The organism is Arenimonas sp. GDDSR-1 (assembly GCF_025980345.1).
GTDB lineage: Bacteria > Pseudomonadota > Gammaproteobacteria > Xanthomonadales > Xanthomonadaceae > Arenimonas.
Genome location: NZ_JAPDUI010000048.1, coordinates 1 through 14,117, shown reverse-complemented (window position 1 = coordinate 14,117; position 14,117 = coordinate 1). Strand labels below are relative to the sequence as shown.

Annotated in this window: 12 protein-coding genes; 4 read left to right on the top strand and 8 right to left on the bottom strand. The window is 62.6% G+C overall.

Annotation, left to right across the window (positions count from 1 at the left end; genetic code table 11):
• A partial coding sequence (locus Q0W88_RS08110; protein ID WP_297801975.1) for an aromatic ring-hydroxylating dioxygenase subunit alpha occupies positions 1 to 996 on the top strand: 996 nt, incomplete at its 5' end.
• On the opposite strand, the gene Q0W88_RS08105 is transcribed toward Q0W88_RS08110, so the two are convergent.
• Positions 960 to 2,213: a multidrug effflux MFS transporter gene (locus tag Q0W88_RS08105; protein ID WP_297801973.1), complete on the bottom strand. Its 1,254-nt coding sequence runs from the start codon at positions 2,211 to 2,213 to the stop codon at positions 960 to 962. The two genes, Q0W88_RS08110 and Q0W88_RS08105, sit on opposite strands and share 37 nt — an antisense overlap.
• Before the next feature lie 18 nt (positions 2,214 to 2,231).
• Complete coding sequence (locus Q0W88_RS08100; protein ID WP_297801971.1) at positions 2,232 to 2,393, bottom strand: hypothetical protein; 162 nt, start codon at positions 2,391 to 2,393, stop codon at positions 2,232 to 2,234.
• A gap of 96 nt (positions 2,394 to 2,489) precedes the next feature.
• Here Q0W88_RS08100 and parC point away from each other — a divergent pair, with 96 nt between their 5' ends.
• Both parC and Q0W88_RS08090 read left to right on the top strand, forming a co-directional pair.
• Complete coding sequence (gene parC, locus Q0W88_RS08095) at positions 2,490 to 4,739, top strand: DNA topoisomerase IV subunit A (protein ID WP_297801969.1); 2,250 nt, start codon at positions 2,490 to 2,492, stop codon at positions 4,737 to 4,739.
• Positions 4,740 to 4,760: 21 nt separating this feature from the next.
• Positions 4,761 to 7,160 (top strand): penicillin acylase family protein, encoded by a 2,400-nt coding sequence (locus Q0W88_RS08090; RefSeq protein ID WP_297801967.1) that lies wholly within the window; start codon positions 4,761 to 4,763, stop codon positions 7,158 to 7,160.
• 10 nt (positions 7,161 to 7,170) lie between these two features.
• Here Q0W88_RS08090 and Q0W88_RS08085 read toward each other — a convergent pair whose 3' ends face one another.
• Genes Q0W88_RS08085 through map form a run of 6 tightly spaced genes read right to left on the bottom strand, consistent with a single transcriptional unit; the run spans position 7,171 to position 13,318 of the window.
• Entirely contained in the window at positions 7,171 to 7,563 is a 393-nt protein-coding gene (locus Q0W88_RS08085; RefSeq protein ID WP_297801965.1) for an MAPEG family protein, read from the bottom strand.
• A gap of 46 nt (positions 7,564 to 7,609) precedes the next feature.
• Positions 7,610 to 8,737, bottom strand: a complete 1,128-nt coding sequence (dapE, locus tag Q0W88_RS08080) for a succinyl-diaminopimelate desuccinylase (RefSeq protein ID WP_297801963.1) — start codon at positions 8,735 to 8,737, stop codon at positions 7,610 to 7,612.
• A 9-nt stretch (positions 8,738 to 8,746) separates the two neighbouring features.
• Positions 8,747 to 9,103 (bottom strand): Spx/MgsR family RNA polymerase-binding regulatory protein, encoded by a 357-nt coding sequence (locus Q0W88_RS08075; protein ID WP_297801961.1) that lies wholly within the window; start codon positions 9,101 to 9,103, stop codon positions 8,747 to 8,749.
• Positions 9,100 to 9,927 carry a 2,3,4,5-tetrahydropyridine-2,6-dicarboxylate N-succinyltransferase gene (gene dapD, locus Q0W88_RS08070; RefSeq protein ID WP_297801959.1) on the bottom strand — a complete coding sequence of 276 codons (828 nt, stop codon included), beginning with the start codon at positions 9,925 to 9,927 and terminating at the stop codon, positions 9,100 to 9,102. The genes Q0W88_RS08075 and dapD overlap by 4 nt, the downstream gene beginning before the upstream one ends.
• Positions 9,924 to 12,545 (bottom strand): [protein-PII] uridylyltransferase, encoded by a 2,622-nt coding sequence (gene glnD, locus Q0W88_RS08065; RefSeq protein WP_297801957.1) that lies wholly within the window; start codon positions 12,543 to 12,545, stop codon positions 9,924 to 9,926. Before glnD ends, dapD begins: the two co-directional genes overlap by 4 nt.
• Positions 12,542 to 13,318, bottom strand: coding sequence for a type I methionyl aminopeptidase (map, locus tag Q0W88_RS08060; RefSeq protein ID WP_297801955.1), 777 nt, complete (start codon positions 13,316 to 13,318; stop codon positions 12,542 to 12,544). The genes glnD and map overlap by 4 nt, the downstream gene beginning before the upstream one ends.
• A gap of 218 nt (positions 13,319 to 13,536) precedes the next feature.
• On the opposite strand from map, the gene rpsB reads away from it, so the two are divergent.
• A partial coding sequence (gene rpsB / locus Q0W88_RS08055) for a 30S ribosomal protein S2 (RefSeq protein ID WP_297801953.1) occupies positions 13,537 to 14,117 on the top strand: 581 nt, incomplete at its 3' end.

The window sequence follows — 14,117 nt, the reverse complement described above, 5'->3', positions numbered from 1 at the left end:
GTGTTCAACCGGCACTGGCAGTACGTGTGCCACAGCTCGCAGATCGCCGATGAAGGCGATTATGTGGTCTCGGTACTCGGCCAGCTTCCGGTCATCGTGATCCGCACCGCCGAAGGCCTTCGCGGCTACCACAACGTCTGCCGGCACCGTGCCGGGCCGTTGGCGCAGTGCCCGGGCAAAGGCGCCAAGCAATTGCGCTGCCGTTACCACGGTTGGACCTACAACCTGGACGGCAGCCTGCGTACCGCCACCGAAATGAAGGATGTGGCGGATTTCGACGTCAGCTCGGTGCGTTTGCCGGCACTGCAGGTGCGTGAGTTCGAAGGCCTGGTGTTCGCCGCATCGGAAAACCCGCCGCCGTTCGAGGATTACGTGGCCGGCATCGCCGAGCGTCTGGCCGTCAGCGGCCATGCCCTTGCCGATCTGCGCTTCCACCAGCATCTGAGTTACGACATCGACTGCAACTGGAAGACCTACGTCGACAATTACCTGGAAGGCTACCATGTGCCGCACGTGCATCCGGAGCTGAACAAGCTGCTGGATTACCGCAGCTACGTGACCGAAACCAAACGCTGGTATTCCATGCAGTTCAGCCCGCTGGAAAGCGGCGATGATTTGTACGGCTCGGGCGAAGCGCTGTATTACTTCATGTACCCGAACACCATGCTCAACATCCTTCCCGGCCGCCTGCAGACCAACCGTGTGCTGCCGCTGCCGAACAACCGCTGCCGGGTGGAGTTTGATTTCTTCTATACGGTAAGCGCCGATCCGGCCAAGGATGAAGCCCGCCGAAAACGCGATCTGGAATTCTCCGACGTGGTGCAGGATGAAGACATCCAGATCTGCGTTGACGTGCAGCGGGGCCTGGACAGCGGTTCGTATGTGGCCGGGCGTTTAAACCCGTTGCGCGAGAATGCCTTGCATCATTTCCAGGAATTGCTGCGGGCGGATTACCGTAGTCACAACTCATCCGTCGGCTCAAACGCCGCCGGCTGATCCGGGCAATGGATGGCTGCATGCGGTGATTGCAGATAAAGGCGCCAGACCCCGAATGAAGCCGCCACGAACAGACAACAGACCCCGGCCATCAACGCCGGGGTTTTGCTGACCAGCGGCACCAGCAACCCGGAAATCAGGGCATTTGACATCAGGCTGATGAAGGCCTGCATCGAGGACGCCGTGCCGCGGATGTGCGGGTACAGATCGAGTAGCGCGATGGTCAGGATCGGAAACACCAACGCAATGCCGAAAGCCAGTCCACTCATCGGCAGCACCGCCCAGGGCAGCTCAAGCCGGATTGCGGTGCTGGCATAGATCAGATTCAACACGGCCGAGGCCGCGCAGATGCCGAAGCCCCATTGCACCATGCGCATGCCGCTGGCCTTGCCGGCCAGCCGGCCGCTGACGAACGCGCCGATGCTCATGCCGGCGATGGTCGGCACGAAGAACCAGCCGAACTGGGTTTCGTCCAGACGCAGGTGGGTCATCACGTAATCGGGTGCCGCCGCGATGTACAGGAACAGGCTGCCGAACAGGAAGGTGCCGGCCAGCGCCAGTCGCCGGAATCCGGTATGCAGGATCATTTCGCGGTAGGCCGCGCTCAGCGGCACCGGATGGAACGCGACCCGCTTGGCGGGCGGGTGCGATTCCGGCAGGAAAAAGGCCACCACCACCAGCATGAACAGGCTCAAGCCGGCCAGAAACCAGAAAATGCCCTGCCAGTGGCTCCAGCTCAGAATGTAGCCGCCGATGATCGGCGCGATGGCCGGCGCGATGGAGAAGATCATCGACACCATGCTCATCATGCGTTGCGCATGGTCGCCGTCGAACACATCGCGGATCACCGCGCGGCCGACGATCAGCCCCACGCCGGCACAAAGCCCTTGGATGAAACGGAAAATGAGCAGCTGCTGCAGGTTGCCGGCCAGGGCGCAGCCGACGGAAGCAAGCAGGAACAGCCCCAAACCGCCGAGAATGACCGGACGGCGCCCAAAGGCGTCCGACAGGGCGCCGTGCAGAAGCGACATCGCAGCATAGCCCAGCAGATAGATGCTGATGGTCTGCTGGATGGCGGCATCGGCCACATGCAGATCGTTGGCCAGCGCCCGGAAGGCCGGAAAAATGCTGTCAATGGCGAACGGCCCGACCATCGCCAGCAGGCCGAGAATCAGCGCCAAACGGCGCCGGGAAATGGCCAGGGCTTCAAGCGGCATGGGCGAGCGGCTCCGGCATCAGAACGGCAGTGCCGGCCAACCGAACATCGGGGCCAGATACCAGTAGGCAGCCCCAAGGACGACCAGAACCACGGCTAGGCGAAGCAAAAAGCCCATCACCTTGAAAAGCAGGACCAGACAGACCAGGACGACCAGGCCGATGATGATGCTTGTACTCATGCAATCTCCTTGGTTTCAGTTTACCCGAATGCCGGAGGCGATGCCCATCCACCGGCAAACCCGTTAGAATGAAAACATCCGCACCACGAGCATGCCATGACCGATTTGACCCGCCCCAGCTTCCACGGTTTCGAACAGATTCCCCTGCGTGAATACGCCGAACGCGCCTACCTCGATTATTCAATGTATGTGGTGCTCGACCGCGCCCTGCCTTTCCTCGGCGACGGCCTGAAACCGGTCCAGCGCCGGATCATCTTCGCCATGAGCGAGCTGTCGCTCAACGCCGCCGCCAAGCCGAAGAAATCGGCGCGCACGGTCGGTGATGTCATCGGTAAATACCATCCGCACGGCGACTCCGCCTGTTACGAAGCCATGGTGCTGATGGCGCAGCCGTTTTCCTACCGTTACCCGCTGATCGAGGGCCAGGGCAACTTCGGCTCCACCGACGATCCGAAGTCCTTCGCCGCCATGCGTTATACCGAATCGAAGTTGACGCCGATCGCGGAAGTGCTGCTGGGCGAACTCGGCCAGGGCACCGTGGACTGGAACCCGAACTTCGACGGCTCGCTGCAGGAGCCGACCTGGCTGCCGGCACGCCTGCCGCACATCCTGCTGAACGGCACCACCGGCATCGCGGTCGGCATGGCCACCGACATTCCGCCGCACAACCTCAATGAAGTGGTCAGCGCCTGCATCCGACTGCTGGACGACCCGCAGGCCAGCGTGCGCGACCTGTGCGAACACGTACTCGGCCCGGACTACCCGAGCCAGGCCGAAATCATCACTCCGCGCAGCGAAATCATCGCCATGTACGAAAGCGGCGGCGGTTCGATCCGTGCCCGCGCCACCTACGTCAAGGAAAACAGCGATATCGTGCTGACCGCCCTGCCGTACCAGGTTTCGCCCTCTAAGGTCATGGAGCAGATCGCGCAGCAGATGCGGGCCAAGAAACTGCCGTGGCTGGAAGACCTGCGCGATGAGTCCGATCACGAAACCCCGACCCGGCTGGTGCTGGTGCCGCGTTCGAACCGGGTCGATGTCGATTCGCTGATGGGCCACCTGTTCGCTACCACCGATCTGGAAAAAAGCTACCGGGTCAATTTCAACATCATCGGCCTCGATGGCCGTCCGCAGGTCAAGAACCTGAAGGCGCTGCTCAATGAATGGCTGGCGTTCCGCATGGATACGCTGCGCAAGCGCCTGACCTACCGCAAGGAAAAACTGGAGCGCCGCCTGCACCTGCTGGAAGGGCTGCTGATCGCCTTCCTCAATCTCGACGAAGTCATCCACATCATCCGCACCGAAGACGAACCGAAAGCCGCATTGATCGCCCGCTTCAAACTCAGCGAGGACCAGGCCGACTACATCCTCGAGACCAAACTGAAACAGCTGGCCCGCCTCGAGGAAATGAAAATCCGCGGCGAACAGGCCGAGCTGGCCGCCGAACTGGAAAAAATCATCGCCACGCTCGGCTCCAACGCCAAACTGAAAAAACTGCTGAAAGACGAGCTGCAGGCCGATGCCAAGAAATTCGGCGATGCCCGTCTGTCGCCGCTGGTGGCGCGCGAAGCGGCCCAGGCCATCGATGAAACCGCGCTGGTCGCCAGCGAACCGATGACCGTGGTGCTGTCGCAGAAAGGCTGGATCCGTGCCGGCAAGGGCCACGAGCTGGACCCCGGGGCACTTGGCTACCGCGACGGCGATGCCCTGCTCGACTTCGTGCGCGGGCGCAGCACCTGGAACGCCGCCGTGCTCGATTCCACCGGCCGCAGTTATTCCTGTTTGACCCACACCCTGCCCTCGGCACGCGGCAACGGCGAGCCGCTCAGCGGCCGCTTCAGTCCGCCGTCCGGTGCCGAATTCGTCGGTCTGGCCTCGGGTGAACCGGGCCAGAAGTTCGTGGTCGCCTCCAGTTTCGGCTACGGCTTCATCACCGCCTTCGAGAACTTCCTGGCCGGCAAGAAAGCCGGCAAGCAGCTGATCAACGCGGACAAAGCCGCCAGCATCCTGCCACCCGCCGCCGTGCATGACATCGCCAGCGATTTCGTGGTGGCCATCAGCAGCAGCGGCAATCTGCTGGCGTTTCCGGCTTCCGAACTGCCGGAGCTCGACAAAGGCAAGGGCAACAAGATCCTGCAGATTCCGCCGGCCAAACTCAAGGACGGCGAGGAAAACATCGTGGCCGTGACCTGCGTGCGCAGCGGCGGCGAACTGGTGCTGCACTGCGGTCAACGAAAGCTGGTGCTGAGCTGGCGCGATCTGCAGGCCTATCAGGGGGCGCGTGCCCAGCGCGGGCATGCCCTGCCGCGCGGTTTCCAGCGCGTCGACAGCATCGAAAGTCTTTAATTTCCCGAGGAGTCCGATTTCATGGCACTGATGACCTGGACCAAACGCGCACTGGTGGCGCTGCTGTTGATCGTGATTCTGCTCGCGGCAGGCGTCTACCTCCTGCTGCGGGGCAGCCTGCCGGTTCTCGATGGCGCGCAGCCGCTGCAGGGCCTGTCACAGGCGGTGCAGGTCGCCCGCGACTCCAACGGCACGGTCACCATCACGGCCGCCAATGATGCCGATGCGGCCCGTGCGCTCGGCTACGTGCATGCCCAGGAACGCTATTTCGAAATGGATCTGCTGCGCCGCTCGGCCGCCGGTGAACTGTCGGCGCTGTTCGGTGAAATGGCGGTGGAGAAGGACAAATCCATCCGCATCCATCGCCTGCGTGCACGCATCCGCGCGCATTTCGCGCAGATGGCCGGCACCGATGCCGCGGTGCTGCAGGCCTACGCTGACGGCGTCAACGACGGCCTGGCCGATCTGTCGGTCCGTCCCTGGCCTTATCTGCTGCTCAATACCAAACCCGAAGCCTGGCAGCCGGAAGATTCGTTTCTGGTCGGCTACGCGATGTTCTTCGACCTGCAGGACGAAAGCAACGAGCGCGAGTTCAAGCTCTGGCAGCTGAAGGGGGCGCTGCCGGATCCGATTTACACACTGCTGACCGAAACCCAATCGCAGTGGGATGCGCCGCTGTTCGGCGAACCGAAAAACGCGATGCGCATTCCCGATGCCGATCAGGTCAACCTCAACAGCATGAATGCACCGCAATTGGCGTTCCAACCGAACCGTCAGGCCGAAGCGGTCGGCAGCAACAATTTCGCCGTGGCCGGTTCGCTGACCCGTGACGGCCGCGCCATCGTCGCCGATGACATGCACCTGGGACTGCGCGCGCCCAATATCTGGTTCCGCGCCCGTCTGCTCACCGGTTCGGATTCGGATGTGTCCGGCTTTACCCTGCCCGGCATTCCTTCGGTCATCGTCGGCAGCAACCGGCATGTGGCCTGGGGCTTCACCAACAGCTACGGCGATTTCACCGATTTCTTCATCGTGCGCTGGGCCGATGCCACGCGCAGCAGCTACATCAATGCCGAGGGCAAGGCCGTTCCGGTCCGTCGGTTCCAGGAGCGTATCGCGGTCAAAGGCGGTCAACCCGTTTTAATGGACGTCAGCGAAACCGAATGGGGCCCGGTCACCCGCGACGTCGATAAGCGGGTTTCCCTTGCCCTGCGTTGGGTGGCTCAGGAACCGGGCGCGCTCAACCTCGGCCTGAACGGCGTCACCCGCAGTCGTTCGCTGGATGAAGCCCTGCTGGCCGCCGAAAGCACCGGCATTCCGGGCCAGAATCTGGTCATTGGTGATAAAAACGGGCGCATCGCCTGGCGCCTGACTGCCCAGATGCCCAAGCGCATCGGCAACTGCGACAAGCGCATGCCGATGGACCCGACCGCCGGCTGTACCTGGGACGGCTGGTTGCCGGGCAGTGAAAATCCCAAGCTGGTCGATCCGCCGATCGCACGGCTGTGGACGGCGAATGGCCGCGTGGTCGACGGCCCGTGGCTGGACCTGGTCGGCAATGCCGGGTATGCCTTCGGTGCCCGTGGTACGGCGATCCGTGAGAATCTGTTGGCCAAAAAACAATTCACGGAAATAGACCTGCTCGCAATCCAGACCGACGGCCGCGCACCCTTTCTGGAACGTTGGTGGCAGAAGCTGGACGATGCCGCCGATGATGCCGCCGCGGGGTCCGCCCTGCGCGCCCTGCGCGATGCCGACCCGAGTTGGGATGGCGGTGCCAAAGTCGATTCGGTGAGTTACCGCATCACCCGGGCCTGGCGTCTGGAAGTCAGCAATCGCATTGAGGAAATGCTGTTGGCGCCGGCCATTGAACGATTGGGCCGCGAGGCCACCAAACCCGGCCCGAACGGATTCGATTACGAAGCGCCGGGCTTCACCGGCTTCGAGGACGTGGCCTGGGCACTGTTGGATGAGCAGCCGAAACATCTGCTGACCCGCGACTACAAAGACTGGAAAGACCTGCTGGAACAATCTGCACAAACCGTGCAGGCCAAGCTCGGCGAACAAGGCCCGCTGAAGGACCGTACCTGGGGCGAGCGCAACACCGCCGCCATCTGCCATCCTTTGGCTGCGGCCCTGCCGGCTTTTGCAAAACCGGTGCTGTGCATGCCGCCGGATCAGCTCGCCGGCGATGCCGACATGGCTCTGGTGGTGTCACCGAATTTCGGAGCCTCCGAGCGCATGGTGGTCTCGCCGGGTCATGAACAGGATGGCATCATCCATATGCCGGGCGGCCAAAGCGGGCACCTGCTCTCGCCGTTCTGGGGTGCCGGCCACAGTGATTGGGTGCAGCACAAACCGACGCCGTTCCTGCCCGGAAAAACCGAATACACGCTCGCCTTGAAACCGGCCGGCGGCTGAACCGCAGGCTTCAGCCCAAGGCCAACAAGGCGATGCTGAGACCCAGCCCGGTCATCCAGATCAGCGAACGCAGGGTAGCGCGGTTGGCCAAATACGCCCAGGTATAAAGCACGCGTGCGGCAATGAATGCCATGGCCAGAAGATCGATGCGGGCCTGATCGGCACCGCCGATCTGGGCAAACAGCACACCGGCAATGAACAAGGGCAGCGCTTCATAGCCATTCAGCTGCGCGGCATGTGCGCGGCCGCGCCAGCCCTCGAGCGCGGCTTCCCAAGTGCGTGGATTGAAATTATCGTAGCCGCCCTGCTTGCGGGGAATACGCGCCAGCGAGGCCTTGGCCATGCCGACGGTCAGAATCGGCATCAGACACGCCGCCAGAACACACCATTGTGCAATCGTCATGAAACGCTCCTGATCCGTGTGGGTGGAATGAAATGAGGTTAAGGGTCTAGGTCAGCAACTTGCGCAGAATCGTCTGGAACAACCCGGGCAAACGCTCCAGATCGGCCACGGAAACATGTTCGTCGATCTTGTGGATGCTGGCGTTGACCGGGCCGAGCTCGATCACTTCCGCGCCCAGCGGCGCGATGAAACGCGCATCCGAGGTGCCGCCGCCGGTGTTCTCGACCGGAACCAAGCCGCAGCATTCGGCAATGGCATCACGTACGGCGCTGCGCAAGGGACCCTCGCGGGTCAGGAACGGCTCGCCGCCGCGGTGCCAGTCCAGTTGGTACTCCAGTCCGGCGGCGTTCAGCACGGACTCGACTTCGCGCTCCAGCTGTTCGGCACGCCAGCCCGGGTTGTAGCGGAAATTGAACAGTGCGCGCAATGCGCCGGGAATGACGTTGTTGGCGCCGGTGCCGGCATTGATGTTGGAAATCTGGAAGGAGGACGGCGGAAATTCGGGATAGCCCTCGTCCCAGCGCCGCGCCGCCAGTTCGGCCAATGGCGCCATCGCCTGATGGATCGGGTTGCGTGCTTTTTCCGGATAGGCCACATGGCCCTGGATGCCCTTGACCGTCAGCGTGCCGCTGAGCGTGCCGCGCCGTCCGACACGGACCAGATCGCCGAGTACGGCCATCGATGAGGGCTCGCCGGTGATGCAGTAGTCGATGTGCTGGCCGCTGCTGCGGAAGTGTTCGGCAACCCGGCGCACGCCTTCAATGGCATCGCCCTCTTCGTCCGAGGTCAGCAGCAGTGCCAGCGTGCCGCGGTGGTTTGGGTGCGTGATAATGAACTGCTCCATGGCGATCACGAAGGCGGCAACCGAGCCTTTCATGTCAGCGGCGCCGCGGCCGTACAGCAGGCCGTTCCGGATGTCCGGGGCGAACGGATCGGACGCCCACAACTGGGCATCGCCCGGCGGCACCACATCGGTATGACCCAGCAGCACGGTCACCGGTGCACCCTGCCCGTGGGTAATCCACAAATTCTTGACCGCGCCGAAGTCCAGACGCTGGCACCGGCAGTCGGAGCGCTCCAGACGCGCGGCAATGATCTCCATGCAGCCGGCATCGTCGGGCGTGACCGAACGCCGTGCCATCAATTCCTGCGTCAATGCCAGCACATCGCTCATGGTCGTTCCTCAGGCGGAAAACAGTTTCTTGTACTGGGCGTCTTTGAAGCCGAGCACCACCCGGCCGTCGGGTAATACCAGCACCGGCCGTTTCACCAGGGCCGGATACTCCTTCAGCAGCATCAGGTATTCGGGCGTCGAGCCCGGCGATTTCTTGTTCGGCAGCAGATTGCGCCAGGTGGTACTGGTTTTATTCAACAAAGCATCAAAACCGCCCAGCTGTCCGGCCCAGGCATTCAGCATTTCAGGAGTGATCGGATTGGCGCGGTAATCGATGAACACGAATGGCTGCTCGATGCGCTTCAGCCAATTCTGCGCTTTCCGGCAGGTGTCGCAGTTCGGCAGACCGTAAAGGGTCACGCTCACTCGACGGCTCCGCGCAGCAGATCATTGACCGAGGTCTTGCTCCGGGTTTTTTCATCGACCTGTTTGACGATGACCGCGCAGTACAGGGAATATTTTCCATCGGCCGATGGCAGGGAGCCGGATACCACCACCGAACCGGCCGGTACCCGGCCATAGCTGATTTCGCCGGTGGCGCGGTTGTAGATGCGGGTACTCTGGCCGATGAACACGCCCATGCCGATCACCGAACCGCGCTCGACGATGACGCCTTCGACCACTTCCGAGCGGGCACCGATGAAGCAGTCGTCTTCGATGATGGTCGGCGCGGCCTGCAGCGGCTCCAGCACGCCGCCGATGCCGGCCCCGCCGGAGATGTGGCAACGTGCGCCGACCTGCGCGCAGGAGCCGACCGTGGCCCAGGTATCGACCATGGTGCCGGCGCCGACGTGCGCACCGATGTTGATGAAGCTCGGCATCAGCACCGCATCTTTGCCGATGTAGGATCCGGCGCGGGCCACGGTGCCGGGCACCACGCGGGCGCCGAGGCGACGGAAATCCTCGGCATCGTAATTCTCGAAACGCAGCGGCACTTTGTCCCAGAACGGATTACCCGGCTCGCCCATCACGTCCATGTCGTGGCAGCGGAAATACAGCAGCACGGCTTTCTTCAGCCATTCATTGACTTTCCAGCCGCCGTCCTGCGGCTCGGCGACCCGTGCATCGCCGGATTCGAGCAGGGCGATGACGTGATAAAGATCGGGTTTGAGCGCTTCGATGGCGGCCGCATCCAGGGCGGCGCGGTGCTCGAAGGCGTGTTCGATGCGGGTTTGCAGTTCAGTGGTCATGGTTTCCTTCCTTCCAGATAGTCTAACAGCGCCGCCTGCAGGCCATGCAACACCGAAGGGTCGGATAGAGCGCGGTTGTCGCGGTCGCTGATCACGAAAATATCCTCGGCGCGCTCGCCGAAGGTGGCGATGCGGGCATCATGCACGCGCACTTTGCGTTGCAGCAGCACATAGCCGATATCGGCCAACAGCCCCGGCCGGTCGGCGCAGACCAGGCTCATCAGCGTCCGGTCGCCGGCGGCGGCCGGGCTGAATTCGATGCGGGTCGGGGTCTTGAAGTGACGAAGCCGGCTCGGCAACAGGTGCTTGGCCGGCTTGATGCTGGCCGGATCCTTCAGCGCCGCGGTCAGGGTCTGCGCGATGCGCTTGACGTCCGGCGTGTGGCTGCCCTTGAGGGTGATGAAGTTATCCAGGGCGTATCCGTCATTCGAGGACAGGATGCGGGCATGCACCACGCTCAGGTTCAGCCGGTCGAGCGTGGCCAGCAGACCGGAGATGATGCCGTCACGGTCGGGCGTACGCACGAAGATCTCCAGGGAATCCTTGCCGATCAGTTCGCGCACCAGAATCTGGGACGGCAACGCGATCTGCGGCAGCACTCCCTGCGTCTGCCAGACCAGCTGTTCCGGTCTATAACGCAGGAAGGCGTCTTCCGGAAAGGTCTGCCACAGCGACTGCACGGCATCTTCGCCGAAACCGGCGTCCATCAGTTTCGCCAGTGCCATGTTGCGGGTTTCGGCACGGATGTCTTCGGCATTCAGCGGATGCTCGAGGCCGACCCGCAGCACGTAGCGGGTGGCGGTATACAGATCGGCCAGCAGTTGATCCTTGAAGGCGTTCCACAGCTTCGGGCTGGTGCCGGCGATATCGGCGCAGGTCAGCACATACAGGTAGTCCAGGTGCTCCCGGTCGGCGACCTTGCCGGCGAATCCATTGATGATGTCCGGATCGGAGATGTCGAATTTCTGCGCGGTGAACGACATCAGCAGGTGCTGGGCGATCAGCCATTCCACCAGCTGCGCATCGGCCGCCGGCAGGGCATGGGCCCGGGCGAAACGCGCGAAATCGCCCGCGCCCAGTTCGGCATGGTCGCCGCCGCGACCTTTGGCGATGTCATGGAACAGGCCGGCCAGCCAGATCAGATGCGGTTTGCGCAGGCGCGGAAACACTTCATGCGGCAGGGTGAAGCCCTCCACCCGGCCCTGCTCGAAACGACGGATGAATTCCAGCACATTCAGGGTGTGCTGATCGACGGTATACACATGGAACAGGTCGTATTGCATGCGCCCGGTAACCTGGCCGAATTCCGGCAGATAGCGGGCCAGAATGCCCAGCCGGGCCAGACGCTGCAGACTGAGCACGCCCTGCGGCTGGCTGATCAGCGCCATGAATGCCGCCCGCACCGCTTCCGGCTGTTCAGCGTATGGCCGAATCTCCGGCAACGATTCGGCCAGTCCGCGGGCGGTGTCCGAATGCAGGCCTTTGCAGGCCGGCTGGCTGCCCCAGACCGCGAACAGCTCGAAAAGCCGTGGCAGCGCATCGGCATCGAAACGGTTGTCGAGGGCAAGCAGGTAGCCGTTCTTCAGCACGAAATGGTCATCGATCGGCGTCAGCACCTGATCTTCGGCCAGATGCTCTTCAAAACGCTGCAGCAGTCGGTCGTTGATGCGCAGCAGAATCGCGGCCGAACGGAAAAACTCCTGCATCAGCTGCTCGACCGCGAGATTGTCCGTCGTATCCTGCAGCCCGAACAGTTCAGCCAGATTCTTCTGGTGGTCGAACAGCAGCCGTTCTTCGGGCCGCTTCACCAGCAGGTGCAGGGCGAAACGCAGACGCGCCACGATGCGCCAATTACGCAGCAGGGCCTGCCATTCGGCCTCGCCCAGCAACCCCAGCGGCACCAAGCCGGCCAGTGACGGCACTCCGTAAAGTTTTCGCGACAGCCAGTTCAGGGTATGGAAATCGCGCAGACCGCCCGGTCCTTCCTTCAGGTTCGGCTCGAGGTTGTCGGCAGTATTGTGGAATTTGGCATGGCGCTGGCGCTGTTCGTCGCGCTTGGCTTCGAAATACCCGCGGGCGTCATAGACTTCGGGCGAATTCACGGCCGCTTCCAGCGCCAGAAACCCATTTTCATCGCCCGCCAGCCGGCGGATTTCCAGCAGCGAGGTATAGGTCGCCACATCCAAGCGGCTCTGTTCCAGACACTGGCTGACCGATCGCACGGCCTGACCGACTTTCAGCCCGGAATCCCACAGCAGCGAAAAAAAATCACCGATGGCCCCCGCGTGGCGCTCATGTGCTTCTTCTTCACCGCAGATCAGCAGGTCGATGTCGGAATGCGGATACAGCTCGCCACGGCCGTAACCGCCGGTCGCCACCAAGACCAATCCGGTGTCGGGATTCATGCCGAGGGCCCACGCTTTGCAGACAATGGCATCCAGACATTCCCGATAACGGCCGATCAGGGTTTCGATGGCCACGCCTTTGGCCAAACTGTCGGTCAGGGCACTGCGTTGTGCGGCAAGCGCCTGTTTGGCGACGGCGGTGAATTCAGCAGCGGTTCCGGCCTGCGCGAGGGCCGAGGCGGCAGGGTCAGCGCTGACGCTGCCCGCGGTCACAAATCGTTGTCGTCGCCGGGCAGACGGGTCAGGATTTCGACACCGTCATCGGTCACCGCGACGGTGTGTTCCCATTGCGCCGAAAGCGAGCGGTCCTTGGTCACCACCGTCCAGCCATCGGGCATCAGACGGGTGTGGCGCGCGCCTTCATTGACCATCGGCTCGATGGTGAAGGTCATGCCCTTTTCCAGACGCAGGCCGGTTCCGGGCTGGCCGTAATGCAGCACCTGCGGATCCTCGTGGTAGATCCTTCCGATGCCATGGCCGCAGTATTCGCGCACCACCGAGAAGCGTTCGGCCTCCACCAGTTTCTGGATGGCATGGCCGATATCGCCCAAGGTGGCGCCCGGGCGGACGGCGCGGATGCCGGCGAACATGGCGGCGCGGGTCACATCGATCAGACGCTTGGCCTTGACCGAGGGCTCGCCGACCGTGTACATCCGGCTGGTGTCGCCATGCCAGCCGTCCTTGATGACGGTGACGTCGATATTGAGGATATCGCCCTCTTTCAGGACTTTGCCCGGCGAGGGGATGCCGTGACAGATGACGTTATTGACCGAAGTGCAGATACTGGCCGGGAAGCCCTTGTAGCCGACATTGGCCGGAATCGAGTGCTGAACCTGAACGATGTGTTCATGGCAGATCCGGTCCAGCTCGGCGGTGGTGACGCCGGGCTTGACGTGCGGCGCGATCATCTGCAGCACTTCCGCCGCCAGACGGCCGGCGATGCGCATGTTTTCGATGTCCTGGGCGGACTTGATGGAGACTTTCATGGCCCCATTATCCAACACTTGCGGCAAAATCGCACTTTCTTGTATAATTACCGGGCTTCAAGCGCCCACGCCGAGCGTCAATCGGCGAATTCACACACCGGATATTCCCCTGCATCGGGGTGCCCCTCGGGGTTCGACGCAGCGATCCGGTGGAGGCCCAACCCCGGAACCATCCGCCTTTACCCAGGCCGGTTCCCTATCGCTCAAAGGATTCAACCATGTCCCAAGTCACCATGCGTCAAATGCTGGAAGCCGGCGTTCACTTCGGCCACCAAACCCGTTACTGGAACCCGAAAATGGGTCCGTACATCTTCGGTGCCCGCGGCAAGATCCACATCATCAATCTTGAAAAAACCATGCCGCTGTTCACCGACGCGATGAACTTCATCTCGGCGATCGCGCAGAAGCGCGGCAGCATCCTGTTCGTCGGCACCAAGCGTTCCGCCCGCGACGCCATCAAGGAAGAAGCCACCCGCTGCAACATGCCCTACATGAGCATGCGCTGGCTGGGCGGCACCCTGACCAACTTCCGCACCGTGAAGCAGTCCGTTTCGCGCCTGAAGGAACTGGAAGCGGCCGAAACCGACGGCACCTTCGAGAAGCTGGTCAAGCACGAAGTGCTGACCCTGCGCCGCGAGCGCGACAAGCTGGACGCCTCGCTGGGCGGCATCAAGGACATGAACCGTCTGCCGGACGCCCTGTTCGTCATCGACATCGGCCATGAAAACATCGCCATCCAGGAAGCCAAGAAGCTCGGCATCCCGGTCATCGCCGTGGTCGACACCAACTACGACCCCAA

What these genes read in the sequence shown, in the direction of transcription:
- Q0W88_RS08105 (WP_297801973.1), bottom strand. Translation starts at nt 2,213, where the DNA reads ATGCCGCTTGAAGCCCTGGCCATTTCCCGGCGCCGTTTGGCGCTGATT.
- Q0W88_RS08100 (WP_297801971.1), bottom strand. Translation starts at nt 2,393, where the DNA reads ATGAGTACAAGCATCATCATCGGCCTGGTCGTCCTGGTCTGTCTGGTC.
- parC (WP_297801969.1), top strand. Translation starts at nt 2,490, where the DNA reads ATGACCGATTTGACCCGCCCCAGCTTCCACGGTTTCGAACAGATTCCC.
- Q0W88_RS08090 (WP_297801967.1), top strand. Translation starts at nt 4,761, where the DNA reads ATGGCACTGATGACCTGGACCAAACGCGCACTGGTGGCGCTGCTGTTG.
- Q0W88_RS08085 (WP_297801965.1), bottom strand. Translation starts at nt 7,563, where the DNA reads ATGACGATTGCACAATGGTGTGTTCTGGCGGCGTGTCTGATGCCGATT.
- dapE (WP_297801963.1), bottom strand. Translation starts at nt 8,737, where the DNA reads ATGAGCGATGTGCTGGCATTGACGCAGGAATTGATGGCACGGCGTTCG.
- dapD (WP_297801959.1), bottom strand. Translation starts at nt 9,927, where the DNA reads ATGACCACTGAACTGCAAACCCGCATCGAACACGCCTTCGAGCACCGC.
- map (WP_297801955.1), bottom strand. Translation starts at nt 13,318, where the DNA reads ATGAAAGTCTCCATCAAGTCCGCCCAGGACATCGAAAACATGCGCATC.